This window comes from Streptococcus pneumoniae (assembly GCA_040719455.1).
In the GTDB taxonomy this organism is placed as follows: Bacteria; Bacillota; Bacilli; order Lactobacillales; family Streptococcaceae; genus Streptococcus; species Streptococcus pneumoniae_G.
The window spans coordinates 2,036,119-2,060,844 of record JBFDTN010000001.1 but is presented as its reverse complement, the minus strand read 5'-3'; the positions used below and the strand labels follow the sequence as shown (position 1 = coordinate 2,060,844).

Genomic DNA, 24,726 nt, shown 5'->3' with positions numbered 1-24,726 from the left:
TATTCTACCATAGATTGAGATTTTTCTCAAATCACAATCAATTCTTTTGGTGCAAGGGTCAAGATTTTGCATCCTGTCTCTGTAATCAAGAGGTCATCCTCGATTCGCACCCCGTATTTGCCCTCTAAGTAAATTCCTGGCTCATCCGTCAAGACCATACCCGCTTGAATTGTATCAGTCGCTGTCTTACTGAAATAAGGAATTTCATGGACATCAAGTCCCATCCCATGTCCAATACCGTGAGTAAAGTATGGTCCGTAACCTGCCGCATCAATCACACGACGTGGCACGCCATCAAATTCACGGTACTCCATACCAGCCTTGGCTGCTCCAATCAAGGCTTGATTCGCCTCTAAAACGGTCTGGTAAATCTCTGCCTCCTCATCGCTGATAGAAGCGATATAAATGGTCCGCGTCATATCACTCACATAGTGGTTGTAGATACAGCCAAAGTCGAGCGTTAGCGCGTCGCCTGCTTCAATGACCTTTTCAGACGCACGTCCGTGCGGCATAGCAGAGCGGTAGCCTGATGCAGCAATGGTATCAAAGGATACCGCTTCAGAGCCCATTTCTCGCATGCGGAAATCAAGGAAATTTGCTACTTCAAGCTCTGTTTTCCCTGGCTTGATAAAGTCCAAGGCATCTAAGAAGGCTTGGTCAGAAATCTGGCATGCCCGCTGAATAGTCGCTATCTCATGCTCGTCTTTAATCATACGCAAGTTCATAACCACATTTGTCGTTGGGATCAAATGAACGCCCTCAAACACTGCTTGCATGGCTGTATAGTAGGAAACAGATACCTCATCTTCAAAGGCTAGTTCTGTAAGGTTACTTTCTTTTAGAACTTTTGCTACAACTGCTAATTCATCGCGCTCTGACACCACTTCAAAATCCTTGACCACAGACTCGGCATAGGTGATGTAGCGATCATCTGTCACCAAGACTTGACGGTCAGCTGTGATGAGGACAGTACCAGCCGTCCCCCAAAAACCTGTCAGATAGTAAATATTTTTAAGATTGCTAATGAGAAGGGCAGGGATGTTTTTCTCTGCCATTGTCTGGCGTAAATTTTCAAGTCTCCTTTGCATACTGAACCTCCTAAGATAATTGTAATCATTATATCAAAAACACCACCAAATACCAAGTGTTTCACCAACACTCGTAAATAGATTAGTACAAACAATTTCCTATATAAGATAAGGTCAAAATTCTCTTCCTAAAACAGACATATCTTATCTGTCTCTTCCTCTTACTTATACTGCAAAATAATACAAAAAGGCCTTAGAAAATAATTCCTAAGAACCTTAAACTATCTAATCAGCCACTCTACTCTTTCAATGCTTTTCAATCAGACTGATTGAGATTATTCTTTCGTGAACTCTGCGTGTTCCAGAGTTGGATCATGTGTATTTTCTAACGTTAAAACTTCATCTACAATTGTATAATCGACTGTTGAATTATCCTTCTCGGCAGTTAATGTTTTCCGTTTTTGGTCAACAGTAAGTCCTTGCTCTTTGGACTCAGTTTGTCCATTTTTATCTGTTTCTTCAAAGGTCAAGCTACCTGTAGAACCACGAATAGTGATAATTACCTTATAGGTACCACCTTCTTTTTCTCTCGAATATGCATAGGTTCCATTATCGTTCTTAGCAGCACAAGCGCCTAACATGAAGAGTAGGAACACTCCTAGTAATACTTTTAGTGATTTCATTATTTTCTCCTCTTAGTGTGTTGTCGCAAAATCCACAAAGTCATAAACGGAACGACTGACTTCTCTAGCTATTTTTTGACCTTTATCATTTTCTTGCAATTCATAGATAAGCTTACCATCATAAACGTAAAATTGTCCCTTTTCATTCTCACGATGATAACCATAGGCATACTTAATCCCTGTGATTTCTTGATTATCCTCTGTGTAGTATCCTTTTAAGCTTGCAGGATCAACAATCTGATAACTTTTTCGAAGAGAAGCCGCATCCAGACCGTCAATATCCATCGCTTGAATAAATTCATTCAACGTATCAAATTGGTACACGTCTCTATCGCGGGGTAAAGATTTTGAATACTCTAAAATCTGATAGGTTGTATATTGAAGATTCTGACTAGCCTTTTTCTGTTTCTCTAAAGTAATAGCTGCATCCTTATCGTATTCATTACCATACTTAATTTTTCCATCAACTAGCAAAACCCTTCCAGTTGGAATACTCACCGCACTTCTAGAACCTCCTCCATAAACCGGTAAAAGTTCCCCAGCTTCATTTACATAGCCTCGACGCAAGGAATTTAGCGGAGAAAACTCTAACTGTCCGTACGCCATAGCCACCGTTCCAGTACCTAGTTCGCCTTTACTCCTAATAATATCTAATTCACCTTTGGTATTTACATATAATTGTCCCTCGACCTTCTGACTACTATCCATTAGACGAGATTCTATATAGACATTATAGACTCCATCATCTGTAATTTCTACTTCATAGCTCACTTTGGTGATAATCCCATTTTCTTCTATATTCTCTGTTCCACTATAGACTCCAATATATTCCTTTATTGCTTTTTTAACTTCTTCACTCACAGACCTCTCTTTAGGAATTCGTGAATAGTCAGCAGGAGTCACCTTGTAGTTATCCTGTTTACTCTTTGATTCGCTTGAGCTTTCTGTCACAACCTCAACAGTGCTAGATGTTTCCTGACTTACTTGATGACTCTTTTCAGCTTTACTACAAGCTACTAAACTAATCGTTGCTGTTGCTAGCAATAGTCGTAATGCTACTTTTTTCATTTTATTTTCCTCTCTTTTTTCTTAATATTTATCAATACCGTTCCGACGATTAATACCAATGTTAATCCACAAGTCGAACCCCGATAGAACAAAACAGACTGGGATGAAAAAAGCACCTAGACCTGCCCCCTCAAAATAGCCATTTGCCATCGCAATCACAGTTGGAATCGCTAAGATAAAATACAGCGGAAACATAGTCGCCCCCATCCCAATACTCAGCAGTTTCTTGTCGGGCTTATCCATAAACCAAGTACAAGGTAAACATAGTCGTAACCACTTTCGATGCTCTGTTATACGAATCAAACGTTCCGCAAACAAAGTTACAATTTTGTAACCAATCCAAGCAATAAGATGGTACCAAAGCAGGAAGAGCAATCCCACAATGAATCCAATCACCACAGCCCAAAAATCGCTTTCCTCTCCTTTTCTCCTTTGAGGAAGAAAGATATTTGCCAAGAAAAGACCAATCCCGATTTCTGGAATTAACTTGACAAAATCATCTAATACCGGAATATCATAGCCAACTTTGATATACTTAGTGCCAGTATGAAAGTAAACATTATTTTCAACATCAATATACAGCTCCTCACCGTAAGGAGACACTTCTCCTACTGGCCACTTCTCGTATTCATCTACTGTTTTTCTAAATACCATAACCCCTCCTAAGCTTGTTGAACTATACAACAAAAGCAGATTATTTTTGATTTCACATATATTTTACTATAAACGTTTTATAATTGCAATACATTTTGTAATACATTATGTAGTATTACATATTAAGCAAAATCCCTATACACTTAAACATAGGAGGGAATATATGGCATTTAAATTGAAATCAGATAAAAAAGAAACAGAAATCAAAACCGTTCGTTTCCCCTCAGATTTAGTAGATAGAATCGAAGCTGCCATTATCAAACAAGATGTTAGTTTTTCAAGTTTTGTCATACAGGCTTGTGACTACGCCTTACGAAATATGGAAGAAGATGACTAAAAAGAGCCTTGCGGCTCTTTTCAGACTGAAGACAAATAATTTTTCCCAACTGCTTGTCTTCTTTTTTTGTCTCATATCAGTTCCCATACTCTTTTGATGTAAAATAAAAAGGGCTTCCCTGCCATGATTTTGACATATTTTTTGAGATTTAAGCAAGCCAAAGTCAGCCCAAGCATTGCTTCCATCTTGGCCTTGCCTTTCTGTCTCGTGTATCTGAGATTGTGGTATTCCTTAGCTGTCCCAAAAAGACGCTCAATCGTCTCTTTACGCCCTTGGTAGAGCTCCTTCATGCCAATTTGATGTCGAATCACTTCACAGGTTTCTAAATAATCTTTCCAGATATGACGGGTAATCAAGCGTTGATGATTCTTGGAGCTTGTGCATTGACCTAGAAGAGGGCAGCTACAACATATTTGGGCTTGACTCCTGTATTCACGGTAGCCATCTCGATTTGTAGTGCTATAAGATAAGACTTGATCCTTAGGACAGAGGTAGCAGTCGTAGTATTCATCATAAACAAAATCCTTGGGACGAAGTTTCGTCTTGTCCCCTTTAGGTCTAGTATAAGGCAATACTGGAGTGATGGATTGATCAAGGAGAAATTTAGCAATAGCAGGTGTCTTATAGCCAGCATCTAAGATAATATGACTAGGATTGAACTCTTTGATCGTTTCAAATAGCACAGGAAAAGCCTGACTATCATGGACGTTTCCTGCATGAACAGAGTAACCTAACGCCCAGCCATGTTTATCACAAGCTACTTGTGCATTGTAAGCAAATACCTCCTTATGTTCTCCCTTATGAAACCAACCACTTTCAGGGTCCGTAGTAGAGACTTTTTTACTAACGGGCTCTTTTTCTTTGGCGAGCCCTAGCGACTTTTTTCCGTGTTTTTTTCGCTCTAGGTCAATCTCCTTTTCCAATTGCTCGCTCATAAACTTCGCTTGCACTTCAACTTCTTGATTGAGATATTTATGATGATTAGCAGCTGCTTTAATATGAGTTCCGTCTACGAAAATCTCACTTGGATGAATGAAGCCTGCATGCAAGCAGAGACCAAGAATATGAGAGAAAATCTTCTCTATTACCTGCTTATCCGCAAAGCGACGCACCACATTCTTGCCATAGGTCGTGAAATGTGGAACCTTATCTTCTAAGGACAAACCTAGGAACCAACGATAAGCCACATTCACTTCAATCTCTTTGATTGTCTGTCGCATCGAACGAATTCCAAAGAGACATTGAATGATAGGGATTTTTATAAGCAGGACAGGGTCTAGGCTCGGACGACCCTTATCTAGACTATAGCTATCTTCTACAACATCATAGATGAAGGAAAAGTCAATTGTCTCTTCTATTTGACGAAGAAGATGATCTTTAGGAACCAGCTCATCTAAACTGTAAAAACCTACTTGTTGGCGATTGTAACTGGGATTTTCTTTGTGAAACATACCTCTACCTCTCACACCTGTTTCTCTAGTTCTATTATACTCCTAAATAGACAAAAAATCTGTTAGAAAGGGAATTCTAACAGATTTGTCTTCAGTCTGAAAAGAGCCTTGCGGCTCTTTTTTATATGTCAGTTGATTTCAACTTTCCTTTCAAATACTGACCTGTATAGCTAGCTTCATTTGCTGCTACTTCTTCTGGTGTTCCTGTTGCGATAATGGTACCACCACCGACACCGCCTTCTGGTCCCAAGTCAATGATATGGTCTGCCGTTTTAATGACATCTAAATTATGCTCGATGACAAGCACAGTATTGCCATCATCGACAAAGCGAGCCAAGACCGCAAGAAGTCTTGCGATGTCTTCGGTATGCAAGCCCGTGGTTGGTTCATCAAGGATATAAAAGCTTTTTCCAGTTGAGCGTTTGTGGAGTTCACTAGCTAGTTTCATCCGCTGCGCTTCACCCCCAGAGAGAGTCGTTGCAGGCTGCCCTAAAGTGACATAACCCAGCCCCACATCTTTGATGGTTTTTAGCTTGCGCTCAATTTTTGGAATATGCTTGAAGAACTCGACAGCGTCATTGACTGTCATATCCAGCACTTGTGCGATATTTTTTTCCTTATAATGAACTTCTAAAGTCTCACTATTGTAGCGCGTACCGTGGCAGACCTCGCAAGCCACATAAACATCTGGCAAGAAATGCATCTCAATCTTGATAATGCCATCTCCTGAGCAAGCTTCACAACGTCCACCTTTCACATTGAACGAGAAACGCCCTTTCTTGTAGCCACGAATCTTGGCTTCATTGGTCTGAGCAAATAAATCCCTAATATCGTCAAAGACCCCTGTATAGGTTGCAGGGTTGGAACGCGGAGTGCGCCCAATCGGACTTTGGTCAATGTCAATCAAGCGATCGACATGCTCAATTCCAGAAATAGACGTAAACTTCCCTGGCTTATCCGAATTTCGGTTGAGTTTCTGCGCAATGGCTTTTTTCAAAATCGAATTAATCAGCGTTGATTTCCCAGAGCCAGAAACGCCTGTAACTGCGATAAATTTGCCTAGCGGAAACTTAGCAGTGACATTTTGGAGATTGTTTTGGCTAGCCCCCTTGATTTCAATAAAGCGACCATTTCCTACACGACGCTCACTTGGCACAGCAATCTTGCGTTTTCCAGATAGGTACTGACCAGTAATAGACTTGCTATTTCTTGCGACTTGCTTGGGTGTTCCAGCTGCGACAATCTCACCGCCAAACACACCCGCACCAGGTCCAACGTCAATCAAATAGTCCGCTTCACGCATGGTATCCTCATCATGCTCCACCACGATAAGGGTATTTCCCAAATCCCGCATTTTTTTCAAACTCTCAATCAGGCGATCATTGTCCCGCTGATGAAGACCGATCGACGGCTCATCCAAGATATAAAGGACACCACTCAGGTTTGAGCCAATCTGCGTTGCCAAGCGAATCCGCTGGCTCTCTCCACCTGAGAGAGTTCCTGCAGACCGAGATAGGGTCAAATAATTCAAACCGACGTTATTCAAGAAAGAGAGGCGATCATGGATTTCTTTGACAATCGGTTTTGCAATGGTTGCTTCATTGTCAGTCAAGCTGAGATTTTCTACAACAGCCAAGTGATCTGCGATCGACAACTCCGACAATTCTCCGATGTGTAGCCCTTTCTCCCCACCAATACGAACAGAAAGCGCTTGGTCATTCAAACGATAGCCATGACAAGTCGCACAAGTCAGCTCATTCATATAGGTCCGCATTTGCGTCCGTGTGAAATCACTACTGGTCTCACGATAGCGACGGCTGATATTGGTCACAATCCCCTCAAAAGGAATGTCAATATCACGAACACCACCAAATTCATTTTCATAATGGAAATGGAATTCCTTACCATCTGACCCATTGAAAATCAAGTTTTTCTCATCATCGCTCAATTCTTCAAACGGCGTAGCCATATCCACGCCAAATTCCGTCATGGCTTGCTCGAGCATTTGTGGATAGTAGTTAGAAGATATCGGATTCCAAGGCGCTAAAGCCCCTTCTCGTAAGGTCTTTGTCCCATCTGGCACGACCAAGTCAAGATCCACTTCAAGCTTCATGCCCAAGCCATCGCACTCGCTACAAGAGCCAAAAGGAGCATTGAAAGAAAAGAGACGTGGCTCAAGCTCTGGAACTGTAAACCCACATAAAGGACAAGCATAATGCTCCGAAAAGAGCATTTCCTTACCATCCATGGTGTCCATAATCACATAGCCTTCTGCAATTCGCAGCGCTGCCTCAACCGAATCAAAGAGACGACTGCGAATCCCATCTTTGATGACAATACGGTCCACCACGACCTCAATATCGTGCTTTTTGCTCTTTGAAAGCTCTGGAACCTCTGTCACATCATAAATCTCGCCATCCACACGCACACGGACATAGCCGTCTTTCTGGATTTTTTCAAACAAGGTCTTATGCTGCCCCTTTTTCTTGCGAACAATTGGTGCCAAGACCTGCAGACGCTGGCGTTCTGGCAATTCCAAGACCTGATTAACAATCTGCTCAACGGACGAAGCCTTAATCGCTCCATGCCCATTGATACAGTAAGGCGTCCCAATCCGTGCATAAAGAAGCCTTAGATAATCATTGATCTCCGTCGTTGTCCCCACGGTTGAGCGGGGATTTTTACTGGTCGTTTTTTGGTCAATGGAAATAGCAGGACTCAAACCATCAATCGAATCCACATCTGGCTTTTCCATATTGCCCAAAAACTGCCTAGCATAAGCCGATAAACTCTCCACATACCGGCGCTGCCCTTCTGCATAGAGCGTGTCAAAAGCGAGACTTGACTTCCCAGAACCTGACAATCCAGTCACCACAACCAGCTTATCTCGTGGAATAGTCACATCAATGTTTTTCAAATTATGGGCACGAGCTCCATGAATGACAATTTTATCCTGCATGTTTCCTTACTTTCTCTTTTTATTTGCTACCTTTCATTATATCAAAAATTTTGACAATCTTTTGTCCTAAAAATTGGATTTTTATAGTATAATGGTAAAGTGTGCAATGAATTCACTAAAAGGAGGTCAGGATGAGACAAATATTTTTATCAACCACAACAGAGTTTAGAGAAGTTGAGTCTCTGGAACCTGGAACTTGGATTAACCTTGTGAATCCTACCCAAAGCGAATCCATTGAAGTCGCAAATGCCTATAATATCGACCTTGCAGACCTCAGAGCTCCACTTGATGCCGAGGAGATGTCTCGTATCGTAATCGAAGACGACTATACCCTTATCATCGTGGATGTGCCCGTGGTCGAAGAACGTAATAACAAGACCTACTATGTAACCATTCCTTTGGGAATCGTCATCACAGACGATGTCATTGTGACGACTTGCTTGGAGCAATTACCCTTGCTCGATAGCTTTATCAATCGTCGCTTGCGTAATTTCTACACCTTTATGCGGTCCCGCTTTGTCTTTCAAATGCTCTACCGCAATGCAGAAATTTACCTAGCCGCCCTACGAACAATCGACCGAAAAAGTGAGCAAATCGAAAGCCAACTCCACCAAGCCACTCGAAATGAAGAATTGATTGAGCTGATGGAGCTGGAAAAAACCATCGTCTATTTCAAAGCCTCTCTCAAGACCAATGAGCGTGTAGTCAAAAAATTGACAGGCTCATCAAGCATTATCAAGCGCTATGTCGAAGACGATGATTTGCTTGAAGACACGCTAATTGAGACCCAACAGGCGATTGAGATGGCTGATATCTATGGCAATATCTTGCACGGTATGACAGAAACCTTTGCAACCATTGTCTCCAACAATCAAAATACCATCATGAAAACCTTGGCTCTCATGACCATGGTACTTGAAATCCCAACCATGATTTTCTCGGCTTATGGTATGAACTTTAAGGATAACGATATTCCGCTAAATGGTCTCCCGCATGCCTTTTGGCTCATTATCTTCATTTCCTTTGCCATCAGCTTTTCACTCACCGTCTATTTCATCAAGAAAAGATGGTTCTAACCCTATTTTAAGGAGCATTTATGTCAATCAATCTCAATGAATTAACCAAGAAAAATCAAGAATTTATCCATACCGCTACCAAGCAGTTGATCCACGAAGGCAAAACCGATCAGGAAATTGAAGCACTTCTATCCACCATTTTGCCAACTATTTTAGAAAACCAAAAAAAGGGAATCCCTGCGCGTGGACTTTATGGCTCCCCAACGGCTTGGGCATTGGAGCAAGTCAAGCCAGCTGCCCCTGAAACAGCACCAGAAAACGACAACCCATTTCTCATGTGGTTAGATACTTCCTTGGTTATCCTAGCTTTTTTTGCTATCGTACAAGGGGTGGTTTCTATGCTTTCATCACAACCCGAAATCTATGGTCTTACCACCATTCTCAGCTCTAGTGCAGTCGGTGGTTTAGTCTTTTACGCCATGTATAGGTATGTGTATCGCTTTATGGGACAAGATCGCACCAAGCGTCCACCACTGTGGAAATCTTTTTTGATTCTCACTGCTTGTACGCTCCTTTGGATTGTAGCCTTTTCCATCACTAGCCTTTTACCAGCGATCATCAACCCTGTTCTTCCGCACTTTGGTTTGGTTCTTATCGGAGCCATCGCTTTTGGAATCCGCTACCTACTCAAGAAAAAATACAATATCAAAAGTACCATGCAATCCAGTCGGATTCAATCGTAAACAGATATCTTTTAAAACAACCTCAATTTCAAAGCTAACATACATTGTAGCTTTGGAGTTGGGGCTTTTTTCTTAGTCTATTCAGAAACAAAGTCGTTTAAAATGTTTTATAGACGTAAAAGTAATGCACAGATAGTGTTAGAGGGTCATTTATGAAACTATATATGCAATTTCTTTTCCTTCATCAAAAGCCCTATCTCCCTTAAACTATTTGCTAGTTCTCACTTTAGCGTTTACATAAATCTGCCTACGACATGTCCATACCGTTAGAAATAGGGCTAGCATGGTCATTTAGTTTTAATGTATGACATCGTTAACTCGTCTCTCCTAACTCCAGATAGCTTCTTCTACGTAGAATGTGGCTTTATCAGTGTTTTGGATAAGTTGTTCACAATTTTCTATTTTCTTCCATGCTCTAGTGAAGCATGGAACTCAGTGACAAGGTATCAAAAAAGACTGGATACAAATCCAGTCTCATTTTTATTAATCTTCGTTTACGAAAGGCATCAAAGCCATTACACGCGCACGTTTGATTGCAGTTGTTACTTTACGTTGGTTTTTAGCTGAAGTTCCAGTTACACGACGAGGAAGGATTTTCCCACGTTCTGAAACAAAACGGCTAAGAAGCTCAGTATCTTTGTAATCAACATATTCAATTTTGTTTGCTGCGATGTAGTCAACTTTTTTACGGCGTTTGAATCCGCCACGACGTTGTTGTTGAGCCATGTGTATTCTCCTTTATATGATATCTTAGGGTTCTGTACAAACAGTCCCCAAACTCAAGTGAGTTTAGTCCAATTCTTCCTTGACTAGAATGGTAGGTCGTCGTCTGAAATATCCATTGGATTGGTTGTACCAAATGGGCTTTCATCACGAGAAAAGTTTGGTACTTGATTTGCAGGTTCAGGATTGCCAAAGCTTGGTGCTGGAGTTCCAAAATTATTTGGAGTATAACCACCAGATTGACCTTCACGACTAGCACGACTTTCCAATAGTTGGAAACTTTCTGCTAAAATTTCCGTTACATACACACGCTGACCTTGTTGGTTTTCGTAGTTGCGTGTCTGGATACGTCCAGTCACTCCTACCAAAGCGCCTTTCTTAGCCCAATTCGCCAAATTTTCAGCTTGTTGGCGCCAAATGACACAGTTAATAAAGTCTGCTTCACGCTCTCCGTTTTGATTTTTAAAATTGCGGTTTACGGCAAGTGTAAATGTCGCTACGGCGAGGTTTTGCGGGGTGTAACGAAGTTCTGCATCACGAGTCATACGACCCACAAGTACAACATTATTGATCATAGTCTACCTTCTTACGCGTCAAGTTTCACAATCATGTGACGAAGAATGTCTGCGTTGATTTTTGAAAGACGGTCAAACTCTTTAAGAGCTGCATCGTCATTTGCTTCAACTGTTACGATGTGGTAAAGTCCTTCGCGGAAATCTTGGATTTCGTATGCCAAGCGACGTTTTTCCCAATCTTTTGATTCAACAACAGTAGCACCGTTGTCTGTCAAGATAGAGTCAAAGCGTGTTACCAAAGCAGTTTTTGCTTCTTCTTCAATGTTTGGACGAATGATATAAAGAATTTCGTATTTAGCCATTGATTTTTCCTCCTTTTGGTCTAGTGACTCATGTTTTCCATGAGTAAGTGAGGTTTGCTCACAAATAACTATTATAAAGGATTCTTAAAAAAATAGCAAGAATAAACTGCTCAAATTCTCTAATTCCTTAAAGAAAACAGATATCCGTTAGCTGTAAATGATACATACTCCATCTTTGACAGGCTTTTACTTGGCAGATAGTCCTCTTTTTTTCTAAAAATCCCACCAAGACTCGCGTTTTCTTCTCTAAGCTCTCAAGCATTGCTAGTATTCCACAGTTCTACGCTTTTCTCGCTTGTCATTTGATGACTCCTTATTGTATCTAGGAGCAGTTTTTGCTATCAATACACATCATAAAAAGCCAACATTTGTCGGCTTTTAGGTTTTCTTGATTCGTCGATAGAGATACAGGCTAGTACAGATAAATAAAATTGTAGTAAATATCGAACCTTCTGGACCAAAACTACCTCCTGACAGATAATCAGGGATTGGATTGCTCGTCACATGTAAGATTCTTTGCTCCACAACATTACCACTGACAGGCGTTCCATAAAGATTTCCTTGCGCAAAATTCCAAACGGCATGAAAACCAGCCACGCCCCAGATATTATCTGTGTAAAGTAGATACAGGCAGGCAAAAATGCCAAATAAAAGCAAATTCACAATTGGTAAAATAGCAATGCCTTGATTCAGCATGTGAAGAAGTGCAAAAAAACTACTGGACAAGAGAATGCTAACCATAAGAGAGCATTTCCGATGAAGCTCTGGCATCATCCAACTGCGTGTCAATAGCTCTTCCGTGCCTCCTTGAATCAGCCAAAACGGAAAAATCGCAAGTCCATAGAGGAGATTACTCACACTAATATCAAGCCCTTGAATCGAATAGCCACCAACTAGAAAAATGCTTAAAAATAACAGGCTAAAAGCTAGAAAGCCCCAAGCAATTCCTTTCAACAACTCTAGCCCAGCATGCTTCCGAAAGAAACCGAGACTCTGAATAGAGCGTTTTTCGACGAATTTAACCCAAGTCATCAGCACAAGGCTAGTCGCTGCAAAACTCCCCAGCTCAATGAACAAAAAGCCAAAAGTATTGAGAAGCCTAGCAACGAGAGGAAAGAACATTAGACCAAATACAAAGGTCAAGATTCCGCCACCGATTAAGCATAAAATTGCCACCACTGGCACAAGAAGAACAGGTGTCGGACGAACACTCTCATGAACACCTGCTAATATACGATTGTCTTTCATAAGCGGGCCTCCTTTTGAAGGATTATATCATATTTTTTTCAAGGAAATATCAATCCATCTAATTTCTGCCTACAATTTTGAATTTTTTTTACAAAAAATACTTGACATTATATATATATATATATAATACAATAGACGTATCTTATCTAAAATAAAGGAGATTATTATGAAATCTTGGAAACATCTATTGGTGGCTGGTACTGCCCTACTTTTAGTTGCCTGCTCAAAAGACAATGAAGAGGCGAAAACAGATACTATTAAGCTACCTATTACTTCTGAAAACATCCACAAACAAAACTATAAAACGATTGTCAATCAGCTAGAGGACGCTGGATTTACCAATGTAAAAGTAGAAAAAATCGAAGACCTCATTACAGGATTGCTCAAAAAAGATGGGCAAATCGAAAGCGTATCTATCAATGGCGATACAGATTTTACCAAAGGGTCCGAATATGCAAAAGACGCTAAGATTACCGTGACCTATCATACTTTTAAGGAAGAAAAAGAAGAATCTTCCTCAGAATCTAAAGAGTCAGCAAGCTCAAGTACAAGTTCATCCACCAAAGAGAGTACGAGTTTAAGCTCAGAGCCAGTCTCTTCTGAGCCAGAAAAACCAGCAGAAGAAAATATTACTGCCGCTAACAATCCTGACTTTGCCGCGATTTTGACAACAGAAGATCCAGGAGCCATCTCTACTTTTGTCGAAAAGTATAAAGATAGAACTGTCGAATTTGATGGACACGTTGCCCTTCTCACTCATCATGAAAATAAAAAATACTACTACGATATTCTCATCTATGCAGGCGACTACCAAGGACCAGATGTCGGAGTGCCTGGACCTGCTTTTCAATTTTACAATATCTCTGCTAGATCAAATGCATTTTCAAAGATAGATGGGCTACAAGCAGGGCAAAATATCCATATCAAAGCACGTATCGCTAGCTTCACACAGGGAGAAGTTTTCCGGCTTGATCCTTCAGAAATCACCCCTCGTTAATCACTCATCATCTACCTAGGAGAAGCACTATGGACTATTCATTATTACCAAACGAATCCATCATCATGCAGAGCGAAAATGTCAGCAATGGCACTCTGTTTGATAGCGAACTAATCCTGACTAATTTACATTTAATTGTCATCCAGAAAGGATTTTTTGGACAAACCAAGGCTATTAAAAAACTTCCCCTCAAACAACTCAAGCTCCTTAACAACCAACCTCAAGCTTTATCCGTCAAAAAAGGGTCAGAAAAACAGCTAGAAGTCTATTTCCGAAATGGACACGAGGTATTTCAATTTCAAGAACGTCGCGATACGGATAAATGGGCTAAAAATATTTGCAAAGTGTACCAGCAAGATTTTACAGATTTAGAACAGCTAGGGCATAGCTTTATTCCAGGAATGGACTTGCTGGCAGATTCTGTCAAGGATACCATTGACACCTTTAAAAACAGCTTTGGAATAAAAGACAAGCCTATGGAGAAAACGGTATCTGTAAAATGCTCATTTTGCGGGGCGCCACTTTCTGGCTTAGTCGGTCAAGTCATTGCTTGTAACTACTGCGATATGGAGCAGCAACTATAAGGAGATTCATATGGGAATTATTAAAGCATTTTCAGACGCCATTACTGGAACATTTGCCGATCAATGGAAAGAGATTATCACAGCAGGCTACTTTGATGAGCATACAGCTGTAAGCCCAGGTGTCATTCAGCAGACAAAGAATGGACGAGGGGCAAATATCAAAGGATCAGATGGAGTCATCACCAATGGTTCTAAAATTTTCATCCCAGAAAATACAGCTGCCTTTATCTTCAGCCAAGGAGGTATTGAGGACATTTTAACTGAGCCTGGTGGATATGAATACACAAACGGTGAATCTAGTATTTTCAACGGTGACAGTATCAAAAAAGCCATTTTTAATACCATCGGTGAGCGCATTGGCTATGGCGGTCAATCGTCTTCTTATAAGCAAATCGCCTTTGTAAATTTGAGAGAGATTCGTGACATCCGATTTGGGACTAGAGGGGCTGTTCTCTACCACGATCTCCACTATGGGACAGACCTTGAGATTCGCTCATTTGGGACTTTTTCCATCAAAATTACAGAACCTGAAGTCTTTATCCGCAACTATGTCCCTGCTAATGTCAATTTTTATAGCTTTGACGACAAAGAAGCCCGTGAGCAAATGATTGCTGAATTTCTCCAATCTTTTATCGTAGCACTCAATTCGCTCTCCACACAATTTCGCATCTCCCAGCTCCCTTCTCAAACAAATACCATCACTCAACAAATCGCAAACGATACACAACACGCGGGTACATGGAAAGAAAGATTTGGATTTGAAATTGTTCAAGTAGCGATTGCTAATATTGAATTTTCCCCAGAATCAAAAGAATTAGTAAGACAATATTCTGCAAATAAGATGAATATCAATGCCTACGAACATGTATCTCAAAGAGTGGCTGATATCGCTGCCCAACAAAAAATTGCAGACGGAGTCCAACAACACGGCTTAGGAGATAGTGGCTCTACAATTTTTGGAATGAATATGGGAAATAGCCTAGATACCAGAGCCTCTTCATCGAATAAACCTTCCTTTGATGAGCAAATTGAAATGCTGACGAAGCTAAAATCCCTCTTGGATGCTGGCATACTGTCACAGGAAGAGTTTGAGACTAAGAAAAAGGAAATCATGGATTTATAAATTAACACCTAAAAAACTCTAGGGAATGAGGATTCTTTCGCTTTCCTAGAGTTTTTTTATTGTCTTAATGTTTCAAACCTCAACAAGCGTAAATCTTCCATTTTCATAACGATAATGGCAAATGGCACAATTTCCAAAACGGATGTCCGTATCAAAGTCCACACCTAGCGCTAAGAGAAATGCCCACATCGCCCCGCCATGACTGACGACAAGAACCATCCCTGTCTCTTTTTCTGCAATGGTTGACAAGGTCTCCTTCATACGTGCACCGACATCTCGGACGTCCTCACCGCCATAAGGAACCAGTAAATCTTCAAAAGAATTCGCACCTTCACGGGCACGAGGCATGAGTCTTTCTGGCTGTGCCTCAAATTGCCCAAAATATCATTCTTTTAAGCCCTTGCGTCGCTGATATAGTCATTTAGTTTTCATTTATTACGTCGTTACCTCGTCTTGCCTAACTTCAGTTATGCCTGCGACTCGTTGCCTAGTACTAAATCAAAACTAAACAACTATAATCCGTTCGCTGACTAATGATTTCTGCGGTATCACAAGCTCTCTCCTGCGTAGAGGTATAAATCGCATCAAATTGAATCTGCCGATTTTCAAAAAATGCTCTAGCCTTTTTTGCCTGCTCAATCCCAAGTTCAGTCAAGGGAGAATCACAGGCTCCCTGCACTAATCCTGCTTGATTAAACATGGTCTGCCCATGCCTCATAAGATATAATCCCATCATGTCTCCTTCCAGCCACTAAAATCATGGCGAATCACTTCTTCCAAATAAAACACATCATCTCTAAAGTGGAATTTCAAAATCGCACAATTTCCTAGACCAAGGGGTAAGTCCGTCTGCCAATATTCTCTATACGCCCGTGCAAAGTTGGCAATCGCTCCGCCGTGCGACACTATGAGAATAGAGGAGCCTTTGCTTTCTTGCATTAATTTCGTAATCGTTGTCACCATTCGTGTGACGACTTGATTTTGAGATTCACCACCATAGGGAACAAAGAAATCCTCATAAGGAAGAGGGGGATTCAAGTCCTCACTTTCTCCCTCAAAAGTCCCAAAATTCCATTCTTTTAAGCCCTTCATCCGTTGATAAGGGATTTCGCCATTAGTGACGATTTCAAGCGTATCGCAAGCTCGCTCCGAAGTTGAGCTATACGCATCAGAAAATGCAATATCCTCTCTTTTAAAATACTCTCGTGCACAACTGGCTTGGTATTGCCCAAATTCTGTCAAGGGAGCATCGCACCAACCTTGAATTTTTCGTCTGCGGTTAAACAGTGTCTCTGCGTGCCGCATCAAATAAAGAACTTTTTCCATCATACTTCTCCAAGTAAGGCAAGCTTTTTAAAAGCCTGATAAAGACCGTCTTCTTCCACATCTGCGGTAACCATATCTGCCATCGCAAGGATTTCCAGCCCTCCATTTCCCATGGCAACGCCGACCGCACAAAACTCCAGCATCGGAATGTCCACCTTAGCATCCCCAAAAGCAATCGTATCTGCTTGACTAGCTCCTAAATGCTCCAAAAGCACTGCAATGCCCTTGTCTTTGGTCATATCCTTCAAGCCCAAATCACCAAAGAGAGCTGACTCTCCACGACCGCCCCAAGTGCCTGCTTTTAACTCGGGAAAGACTGCTCTTGTATCTACATGGTCTTGATAGCTTTCCAAAATAAAGCTAATCTTATTCACATCGTCTCTATACAAATCAGCTCCATAAACCAAGCCGTGCAAGACCTCATCGACTTCTAAATTCTCAACTTCTTCTGCAGTTTTTCCTTTTTTCTGAGCGTATGTTTTCAGGACTGGAGCTGCTTTTTCTTTAAAATTCCGACTGGCAAACAAGCCATTATTGCTCTCCAAATAATACTCTAAACCACGCTCATGAAGCCAATCCACGACTTTCTTTTCCGTCTTAAAAGGAATCATCTCGTGGTGCAATACCTGCCCTCTATGTTCCACATAAGCGCCATTGCCACCAATCATACCATCTAGCCCAATCTCCCAAAGAGCATCCTGCATCTCCGCTCGACTCCGACCTGTACAAACATAGACCAAATGCCCCTGCTCTCTCGCTTTTTTAATCGCTGTGACAGCAGAATCTGGAATCCGATTTTCATAATCAACCAAGGTTCCATCCACATCTAAAAAAATCAATTTACGCATATTCTATCCCTCACACCTTATTCTATACTAAGATTATAAATCAAGAAAGCGCTCTTTTCTAGTCTTATCCTAGCTAATACTGGTACTATTCTACGAATTGAAAAATTCCACACAAATGTGTGGAATGTTAGGCTAACCCTTGATGATGGAAAAGTGCATGCGTTGCCTCATGGATATGACGTGCTGTTTCTGCATTGTTCATCGTGTATAAATGGACACCTGCTACATCCTGCGTGACCAAGTCAACAATCTGGTCAATGGCATAGGCTAAACCTGCAGCCCGTAAGGATTCAGGGTCATGTTCGTATTTGTCTAAAATCGCTCGAAATTTCCGTGGCAAACAGATATTTTCGCAGGTATTGAGCAGGCGCAACGCCTGATTGCGATTGATAATCGGCATAATGCCTGCGAAAATCGGAACATCAATGTCTGCCAGCTGGCATTTTTCCTGAAAATCATAAAAGACATCATTGTCGAAAAAGAGCTGGGTGACAAGGCTGGAGCAACCTGCATCCACCTTTTTCTTGAGATGCTTAATATCTGACACTTGATTTGGCGAGTCAGGATGGCTTTCAGGATAGCAAGCGCCAATAATCTCAAAGTGCGGAGCTTCATCCTTGATAAAGGAAATCAAGTCAGTCGCATAGTGAAAATCTGTCTGCGGCGTAGCATCAGGAATGATATCTCCTCGGAGCGCCAAAATCTTGTGCACCCCAATCTGATCAAGCTCTGTTAAGATGTTCAAAACTTGATCCTTGGTCAGATAGACAGCAGGCAGGTGGGCAATGGAGGAGATCCCCAAGTCATTGTGGATATAATCTGCTAAGCGAACCGTGGTTTCTTCGATATTGAATTTGTTATTACTTGCGGTCACGCTGATAAAATGTGGAGCCAAGTCCTGCATGTCACGGAGGGCAGCGAGGATTTTTTCATTGCCTGCGGCAGGATTGGGGGGAAATACTTCAAAAGAAAGACTAGGAGTGTGAACCATTATTTTGTCCTTTCTAGGTAAGTAGGAGAGGTTGGGACAAAGTACCGATCTCATTATACTTTGTAGTCCTAACAGTTTGACGCATATCAATAGTCAGGGAAGTGACTATTGATACCTAAGACTAAAAACTGGAAAGCGAAGCTTGTCTGGCTTGTAAAATGTTGATAAATCAACATTCTATTAGAAGAAGCTAGCGAATTTATCTTCGCTAGCTCTATTTCCAACCTTCCACAATTCTCAATTGTGGAAGCTAGTCAACTTGCGGGATATTCACAGTCCAGTGGACTGTGAATACCTAAGCTTGAAAACTAGAAGGCGAGGACAGTCAGGGGAGTGACTGTTAATACCTGAGCCTAAAAACTAGAAAGCGAAGACTACAAAATCGATTTCTTCGAAATCACGATTTTTGTCCCACTCCCTAATCAGTAATCGATTGACGTGCAGCCCGAGCAGCTTCAACTAAGCGAATGAGACTTTCACGGGTTTCTTTGACACCACGGGTCTTGAGTCCGCAGTCGGGATTGATCCAGACCTTGCGGCTTGGGACTTTGGCAAGAATTGCTTCAATCGTGTGGTCGATTTCGCCTTCAGCTGGTACACGCGGTGAGTGAATGTCATACACACCAGGTCCGACCTGCGTTTGGAAGTCTTGAGCTTTTAATTCATCCAAAATCACAAGGTTGGAGCGACTCGCTTCAAAGGAGATGACATCTGCATCCATATTGTCAATAGCTGGGATAATATCAGTAAATTCGCTGTAACACATGTGAGTATGAATCTGTGTGTCAGGTGCAACACTTGCATGCACCAAACGAAAAGCCGGAATAGCCCAGTCGAGGTAATCCTCGTACCAGTCGCTTCTGCGCAGCGGCAATTTCTCCCGTAGTGCCGCCTCATCAATCTGGATAATCTTGATACCAGCTGCTTCCAAATCCAGCACCTCTTCTTTAATGGCTAGCGCAATCTGCAAGGTTGACTCCTTGATGGAGATATCTTCACGAGGGAAGGACCAGTTGAGAATGGTCACAGGCCCTGTCAGCATGCCCTTGACAGGCTTATTTGTCCTACTTTGGGCATAGCTGGACCATTTGACGGTGATTGGCTGCAAGCGGGTAACATCGCCCCAGATAATCGGTGGTTTCACACCGCGCATACCGTAGGATTGGACCCAACCGTTCTTACTAAAGAGGTAGCCAGAGAGATTCTGACCGAAATACTCCACCATGTCATTGCGTTCAAATTCACCATGGACAAGGACATCAAAGCCGACTTCTTCCTGCCACTTGATCCAATCATCAATTTGCTTGGCGAGAAAGACATCGTACGCTTCTTCAGATACCTCACCTCTACGGAAGGCAAGACGGGTTGCTCGCACATCTTCTGTCTGCGGGAAGGAACCGATGGTAGTCGTTGGCAAATCTGGTAAGTTGAAGCGCTCTGCCTGCAAGATTTCACGTTCGCTAAAGGCTGGTAAGCGAGTGTAATCCGCATCTGTCAAGCCTGCGATGCGATGTGCTAATTCTGTATTTTTTCCAACTCGTGCTGCCGCAAACAAGTTTTTGTTTTGCTCTAAGATATCAGCTCCACCAGTTGTTCTAATCGCATCCAAGTCACGGAGTTCAGCTAGTTTTTCCACCGCAAAGGCGAAATGTTGCAGGATAGCTGCTTCAAATTCTTCATTTTCCGTTGTAAATGGCACATGAAGTAGCGAGCAAGAGGTGTTCAGCACGATATTATCAGCAGGAATGTTTTCTAAAATGGCAAGGCTCTTTTTGTAGTCATTGCGCCAGATGTTTTTTCCGTTGACAATACCTGCGTAGAGGACCTTGTCTGCCGGGAAACCTGTTGAGACGAGGTCAAGCGTCTTTTTCCCTTCAACAAAGTCAAGTCCCAAGCCGTCAATTGGAAGAGCAATCAAGTCGGAATAGACATCTCGCACATCGCCAAAATAGGTTTGAACAAGGACAGACAAGCCTTTTTTATCAGCTAATAGTTTCTTGTAAATATCTAAGAAACGGGCTTTTTCATCAGCAGATAGGTCCTTGACTAAGCTCGGCTCATCCAGCTGAATCTTCTCAGCCCCCAGCTCTGCTAATTTGGCAAAAATTGCTTGATAGGTTGCGACAATCTTTTCCACAAAGTCAGTAGCCGAAACTCCTTCTTCATAGTCTGCCAGCTGCAAGAAGGTAAAAGGACCAATTAAAACAGGACGGGTCGTTAAACCTTGCACTTTTGCTTCTGCAAATTCATCAAAGATCTTATTGGATGAAAGTCGAACTTCCGTATCCTTTTCAAATTTCGGTACGATATAGTGGTAGTTGGTATTGAACCATTTTTTCATCGGCAGAGCTCTGATATCGCCTTTTTCCCCTTGATAGCCACGCGCCAAAGCAAAATAGCGCTCCAAATCCGTCAAGTCTAAGTTCTGTACCGCTTTAGGAACTACATTCAGTAGGAAGGCGGTGTCCAAAACATTATCATAATGAGAAAAGTCATTGCTAGGAATTTCTGAAATACCTGCTTCTTTGACCAAGTTCCAATGCTTGCTGCGGAGGTTCTTGGCAGTTTCTAGCAATTCTGCTTCGCCAATTTCTCCTCTAAAGTATTTTTCAGTTGTAAATTTTAACTCACGAAATTCACCCAAACGTGGGAATCCAATGATACTTGTTACCATAAAAACGCCTCCAAAATCTTTCTTGCCCCTATCTTATCAGAAAAATGCTTTTCTGTATAATTGAAAATGCATAGCAAAAGGTATAGCTAAAAACTATACCTTGATTTATTTGCTCATAAAAATCCTTGTCGTAGCAATAACTTCTATATTTATTTATAGATAGTTATAGAAGAAAACTATACAAAAACTTGAAAATTCACACATACTCCTGCAATAAACGTGATAACTCCACATATCCCTCTACGCTCAAATGCAGACCATCCGTGGTAAAATCTGGATGTAGCTGACCAGTTTCATCTAAAAAGCGTGCATAAAAATCTAAATAATGCAGATGAACAAAGCTCTGAGCTAACTCCTGATAAGCTTGATTAACCGCCTTAATATCTTGATTTCGGCGGATATAAACCTTATCACGATAGCTCTCACCCTCATGAACGGGTAAAATCGACAAGAGATAAACCTCCACCAAAGGATAGCGTTGAAAAATTTCTTGCACGATTCTCTCTACATTCTCTACGATTTCCTTTTGAGACAAGCCTTTTCCCAAATCATTGGTGCCAATCAAGATAAAAACCTTGTCCAAGCAATCCCCTGCTAATAGTCGCTCTATATTTTTCAGCAAGATCTGCGTGTGATAACCACGAACACCACGATTGACCAAATGTTTTTGAGATGCAAGTAATTCACCCACAGGATAATACTCTACAATCGAATCTCCCAAAAAGACCATTTCAGGCTCTTTATGCGCCAAACGATTTAGGTCTTGATAGGTTTGACAAATTTTTTCCTGCTCCTTTTCCAACCACTGGTCTAATAATTGAACCGCCATCAGCCACCTCTTTTCCTTGATACCTTATTATACCGCAGAAGACGTCAAAAAACTGGATGGCGAGTCCAGTTTTGTAAGGAAAGACAAATAAATCTATAAATCAGCACCGTTAGTCGCAATGACTTCCTTGTACCAATCAAAGGATTTTTTCTTATAGCGAGCAAGAGTTCCTGTACCATCGTCATTTCTATCCACATAGATGAAACCATAGCGTTTGCTCATTTCAGCCGTAGAGGCAGAGACAAGGTCGATACAACCCCATGTTGTATAGCCCATGACCTCTACACCATCTTCCAGTGCTTCTCCGACTTGCTCTAAGTGTTTTCTCAAATAATCAATGCGATAATCATCTTCAACCGTTGGACCATTTGGTCCTTCTACCAGCACATCTTTTGCTCCGAGTCCATTTTCGACGATGAATAGTGGTAATTGATAGCGATCATAAAAATCATTTAAGACTAAGCGTAAGCCAATCGGGTCAATCTGCCAGCCCCACTCAGAGCTTTCAAGATACGGATTAGTTACACCTCCTAGGATATTTCCAATGCCACTATTATAGGCTTCAGGATTGTGGGCTTGAGCAACACTCATGTAATAGCTAAAGGAAATAAAGTCAACTGTGTGATTTTCAAGCAATTCCTTATCGCCTTCAGCAAATTGAATCTCAATGCCATTTTCTTTAAAGAAACGTTTGATGTAGTTTGGATATTTTCCACGGGCATGAATGTCCGAGAAGAGATAGTTTTGATTGTTGAAGAGACGAACAGCTAGCGCATCTCGTGGGTCAGAGGTCATCGGATAGGCGGGCATGGCAAGCACCATACAACCAATCTTGAAGTCTGGATTGATCTCATGACCGATCTTCGTCGCAAGAGCTGACGCCACCAACTCATGGTGTACTGCTTGATACAAGTCTTGCTTCGATAATTCTTCAAGAGGTGTCACAATGCCTCCACTCATAAATGGAGCATGGAGCACGGAGTTGACCTCATTAAACGTTAACCAGTATTTGACCTTGTCCTTGTAACGAGTAAAGACTGTACGCACATAGCGTTCATAAAAGCCAACCAAATCACGACTTGCCCAGCCATTATACTCACGCGCCAAATGAAGCGGTGTTTCATAGTGGGACAGTGTCACTAAAGGCTCAATACCGTATTTTACCAATTCATCAAATAAATCGTCATAAAATTGCAAGCCTTTTTCATTTGGAGTTTCCTCATCTCCATTTGGGAAAATCCGTGACCAAGCAATCGAAGTCCGAAAGACTTTGAAGCCCATTTCAGCAAACAAAGCGATATCTTCCTTATAACGATGGTAGAAATCAATCCCTTCTAATTTGAGATTATCAGGTGTTGGCTCATCTGTAATCGGTCCAAAACCACCTTTTGGAGTTACATCTTGCACAGACAAGCCTTTGCCGTCTAGGTTGTAAGCTCCCTCATATTGATTGGCAGCTGTTGCACCGCCCCATAGGAAATTCTCAGGAAATCGTGTCATCTTGTTAAGCCCTTTCAATTTTTACTTACTTATATTATAATAAAGGTAAATTCTTTTTTCTAACACAATTCTATAATAAACTGATACTATCCTACTAGAAAGGCAATCCTATGCTAGACCTTGGTCAATTACATAAAAATAGCACCTATAAAAATCCCTTAACGCCCTACTCCATCACCCGTACCTATACGCAAAATGGACAGCCAGACATTTTATTTCACTGGCATACGGATATGGAGCTGATTTATGTGCATGAGGGCACTGCACAATTTCATATCGATTATGACTATTTTAACAGTGAAGCTGGGGACATTATCCTTATCCGCCCAAATGCTCTGCACTCGATTCACCCGATTGGTCATAAGGAGCATTTCATGGATGCGATTAACGTTCACTTGGACTTGTTAGGGTTTTCAACGGTGGATCAGGTTAGTCTCCAATATCTCCAGCCCCTCTATCATGGACAACTCGATTTTGTCCGTGTCATCAAACCTCATCAAGCTGGCTATGAAAACATTCGCAAATGTCTCCTCACTGCCATGGAGATTGGCTATTATCGTAGAGATTTTTTTGAGCTTGAACTCAAAGCTCAGCTACACCAGCTCCTCCACCTCCTCTTTATCCACGGCTATGTGCGCTCTAAGGAGATGTCTCTTGAAGGCTACCGCAAAGAGGAAAAAATCCGCACCATTATCGACCACATTAACGACCATTACCAAGACGAGCTCACTGTGGAAAAGCTAGCCACCCTTTGCGGATATAGTCAGACGCATTTTATGAATTTCTTTAAAAAACATCTAGGAACTTCCTGCATGGAGTACATTATCCAGTTTCGCCTGCGAAAAGCCACAGAGTTACTGGAACATTCGACCCTCTCGATTTTAGAGATTTCCAGCCAAGTGGGCTTTAATAACCTGTCTAATTTCAATCGGCAATTCAAAAAATACTATCACCTGACCCCTAGCCAGTACCGAAAAGCTCAAACTGGCTAGCCGATCATAAAAACAGCTTACAACTGAACTGATGCTCTATTGTAAGCTGTTTTTTATCGTTGTTTAGTTTTAATT

Annotated in this window: 23 protein-coding genes and 2 pseudogenes; 7 read left to right on the top strand and 18 right to left on the bottom strand. The window is 41.6% G+C overall.

All coding sequences use genetic code 11. From position 1 onward, the window contains the following. Positions 1 to 26: 26 nt before the first annotated feature. From AB1I63_10035 to AB1I63_10020, 4 genes are all read right to left on the bottom strand, one after another. On the bottom strand, positions 27 to 1,088 hold the full coding sequence (locus tag AB1I63_10035) for a Xaa-Pro peptidase family protein (GenBank protein MEW4355164.1): 1,062 nt from the start codon (positions 1,086 to 1,088) through the stop codon (positions 27 to 29). 275 nt (positions 1,089 to 1,363) lie between these two features. Continuing rightward, a complete protein-coding gene (locus AB1I63_10030) occupies positions 1,364 to 1,711 on the bottom strand; it encodes a hypothetical protein (protein MEW4355163.1) in 348 nt (115 codons plus the stop codon). A gap of 12 nt (positions 1,712 to 1,723) precedes the next feature. After that, a complete protein-coding gene (locus AB1I63_10025) occupies positions 1,724 to 2,779 on the bottom strand; it encodes a hypothetical protein (protein MEW4355162.1) in 1,056 nt (351 codons plus the stop codon). A gap of 21 nt (positions 2,780 to 2,800) precedes the next feature. Further along, positions 2,801 to 3,433, bottom strand: coding sequence for a hypothetical protein (locus AB1I63_10020; GenBank protein ID MEW4355161.1), 633 nt, complete (start codon positions 3,431 to 3,433; stop codon positions 2,801 to 2,803). A gap of 163 nt (positions 3,434 to 3,596) precedes the next feature. Between AB1I63_10020 and AB1I63_10015 the strand changes: the two genes are divergently transcribed. Further along, on the top strand, positions 3,597 to 3,770 hold the full coding sequence (locus tag AB1I63_10015) for a YlcI/YnfO family protein (GenBank protein ID MEW4355160.1): 174 nt from the start codon (positions 3,597 to 3,599) through the stop codon (positions 3,768 to 3,770). Positions 3,771 to 3,841: 71 nt separating this feature from the next. Here the strand turns inward: AB1I63_10015 and AB1I63_10010 are convergent, their stop codons facing one another. Both AB1I63_10010 and uvrA read right to left on the bottom strand, forming a co-directional pair. Next, positions 3,842 to 5,221: an IS1182 family transposase gene (locus tag AB1I63_10010; GenBank protein MEW4355159.1), complete on the bottom strand. Its 1,380-nt coding sequence runs from the start codon at positions 5,219 to 5,221 to the stop codon at positions 3,842 to 3,844. A 121-nt stretch (positions 5,222 to 5,342) separates the two neighbouring features. Continuing rightward, complete coding sequence (gene uvrA, locus AB1I63_10005; GenBank protein MEW4355158.1) at positions 5,343 to 8,180, bottom strand: excinuclease ABC subunit UvrA; 2,838 nt, start codon at positions 8,178 to 8,180, stop codon at positions 5,343 to 5,345. 131 nt (positions 8,181 to 8,311) lie between these two features. Between uvrA and AB1I63_10000 the strand changes: the two genes are divergently transcribed. Both AB1I63_10000 and AB1I63_09995 read left to right on the top strand, forming a co-directional pair. Further along, the gene (locus tag AB1I63_10000) at positions 8,312 to 9,256 is read left to right on the top strand and encodes a magnesium transporter CorA family protein (protein ID MEW4355157.1); all 945 of its coding nucleotides are present in this window, start codon (positions 8,312 to 8,314) and stop codon (positions 9,254 to 9,256) included. Positions 9,257 to 9,276: 20 nt separating this feature from the next. Beyond that, on the top strand, positions 9,277 to 9,939 hold the full coding sequence (locus tag AB1I63_09995; protein MEW4355156.1) for a DUF1129 family protein: 663 nt from the start codon (positions 9,277 to 9,279) through the stop codon (positions 9,937 to 9,939). Between the two features lie 483 nt (positions 9,940 to 10,422). On the opposite strand, the gene rpsR is transcribed toward AB1I63_09995, so the two are convergent. From rpsR to AB1I63_09975, 4 genes are all read right to left on the bottom strand, one after another. Continuing rightward, positions 10,423 to 10,665, bottom strand: coding sequence for a 30S ribosomal protein S18 (rpsR, locus tag AB1I63_09990; GenBank protein ID MEW4355155.1), 243 nt, complete (start codon positions 10,663 to 10,665; stop codon positions 10,423 to 10,425). A gap of 83 nt (positions 10,666 to 10,748) precedes the next feature. Beyond that, entirely contained in the window at positions 10,749 to 11,237 is a 489-nt protein-coding gene (locus AB1I63_09985) for a single-stranded DNA-binding protein (GenBank protein MEW4355154.1), read from the bottom strand. A gap of 11 nt (positions 11,238 to 11,248) precedes the next feature. Further along, positions 11,249 to 11,539, bottom strand: coding sequence for a 30S ribosomal protein S6 (rpsF, locus tag AB1I63_09980; GenBank protein MEW4355153.1), 291 nt, complete (start codon positions 11,537 to 11,539; stop codon positions 11,249 to 11,251). Positions 11,540 to 11,917: 378 nt separating this feature from the next. Beyond that, entirely contained in the window at positions 11,918 to 12,787 is an 870-nt protein-coding gene (locus AB1I63_09975; protein ID MEW4355152.1) for a type II CAAX endopeptidase family protein, read from the bottom strand. Positions 12,788 to 12,953: 166 nt separating this feature from the next. On the opposite strand from AB1I63_09975, the gene AB1I63_09970 reads away from it, so the two are divergent. From AB1I63_09970 to AB1I63_09960, 3 genes are read left to right on the top strand one after another with little or no spacing between them, the layout of a single operon-like run. Further along, complete coding sequence (locus tag AB1I63_09970) at positions 12,954 to 13,784, top strand: DUF4839 domain-containing protein (protein MEW4355151.1); 831 nt, start codon at positions 12,954 to 12,956, stop codon at positions 13,782 to 13,784. 29 nt (positions 13,785 to 13,813) lie between these two features. Then, positions 13,814 to 14,368: a hypothetical protein gene (locus tag AB1I63_09965; GenBank protein MEW4355150.1), complete on the top strand. Its 555-nt coding sequence runs from the start codon at positions 13,814 to 13,816 to the stop codon at positions 14,366 to 14,368. Between the two features lie 10 nt (positions 14,369 to 14,378). Then, positions 14,379 to 15,491: an SPFH domain-containing protein gene (locus AB1I63_09960; GenBank protein ID MEW4355149.1), complete on the top strand. Its 1,113-nt coding sequence runs from the start codon at positions 14,379 to 14,381 to the stop codon at positions 15,489 to 15,491. A gap of 72 nt (positions 15,492 to 15,563) precedes the next feature. Here the strand turns inward: AB1I63_09960 and AB1I63_09955 are convergent. The 8 genes and pseudogenes from AB1I63_09955 to AB1I63_09920 form a co-directional block, all read right to left on the bottom strand. Next, positions 15,564 to 15,857, bottom strand: a pseudogene (locus AB1I63_09955) (histidine phosphatase family protein). A 139-nt stretch (positions 15,858 to 15,996) separates the two neighbouring features. After that, positions 15,997 to 16,227 (bottom strand): annotated as a pseudogene (locus AB1I63_09950) (phosphoglycerate mutase family protein). Further along, positions 16,224 to 16,820, bottom strand: a complete 597-nt coding sequence (locus AB1I63_09945) for a histidine phosphatase family protein (GenBank protein ID MEW4355148.1) — start codon at positions 16,818 to 16,820, stop codon at positions 16,224 to 16,226. Before AB1I63_09945 ends, AB1I63_09950 begins: the two are co-directional and overlap by 4 nt. Continuing rightward, positions 16,817 to 17,665, bottom strand: coding sequence for a Cof-type HAD-IIB family hydrolase (locus AB1I63_09940; protein MEW4355147.1), 849 nt, complete (start codon positions 17,663 to 17,665; stop codon positions 16,817 to 16,819). The genes AB1I63_09945 and AB1I63_09940 overlap by 4 nt, the downstream gene beginning before the upstream one ends. 127 nt (positions 17,666 to 17,792) lie before the next feature. After that, a complete protein-coding gene (gene metF, locus AB1I63_09935; GenBank protein ID MEW4355146.1) occupies positions 17,793 to 18,659 on the bottom strand; it encodes a methylenetetrahydrofolate reductase [NAD(P)H] in 867 nt (288 codons plus the stop codon). 415 nt (positions 18,660 to 19,074) lie between these two features. Next, the gene (metE, locus tag AB1I63_09930) at positions 19,075 to 21,330 is read right to left on the bottom strand and encodes a 5-methyltetrahydropteroyltriglutamate--homocysteine S-methyltransferase (GenBank protein ID MEW4355145.1); all 2,256 of its coding nucleotides are present in this window, start codon (positions 21,328 to 21,330) and stop codon (positions 19,075 to 19,077) included. Between the two features lie 196 nt (positions 21,331 to 21,526). Then, positions 21,527 to 22,159, bottom strand: coding sequence for a GDSL-type esterase/lipase family protein (locus AB1I63_09925; GenBank protein ID MEW4355144.1), 633 nt, complete (start codon positions 22,157 to 22,159; stop codon positions 21,527 to 21,529). A 93-nt stretch (positions 22,160 to 22,252) separates the two neighbouring features. After that, positions 22,253 to 23,659 (bottom strand): glycoside hydrolase family 1 protein, encoded by a 1,407-nt coding sequence (locus AB1I63_09920; protein MEW4355143.1) that lies wholly within the window; start codon positions 23,657 to 23,659, stop codon positions 22,253 to 22,255. A 110-nt stretch (positions 23,660 to 23,769) separates the two neighbouring features. Here AB1I63_09920 and AB1I63_09915 point away from each other — a divergent pair, with 110 nt between their 5' ends. Further along, positions 23,770 to 24,651 (top strand): AraC family transcriptional regulator, encoded by an 882-nt coding sequence (locus AB1I63_09915; protein MEW4355142.1) that lies wholly within the window; start codon positions 23,770 to 23,772, stop codon positions 24,649 to 24,651. Positions 24,652 to 24,726: the final 75 nt, after the last annotated feature.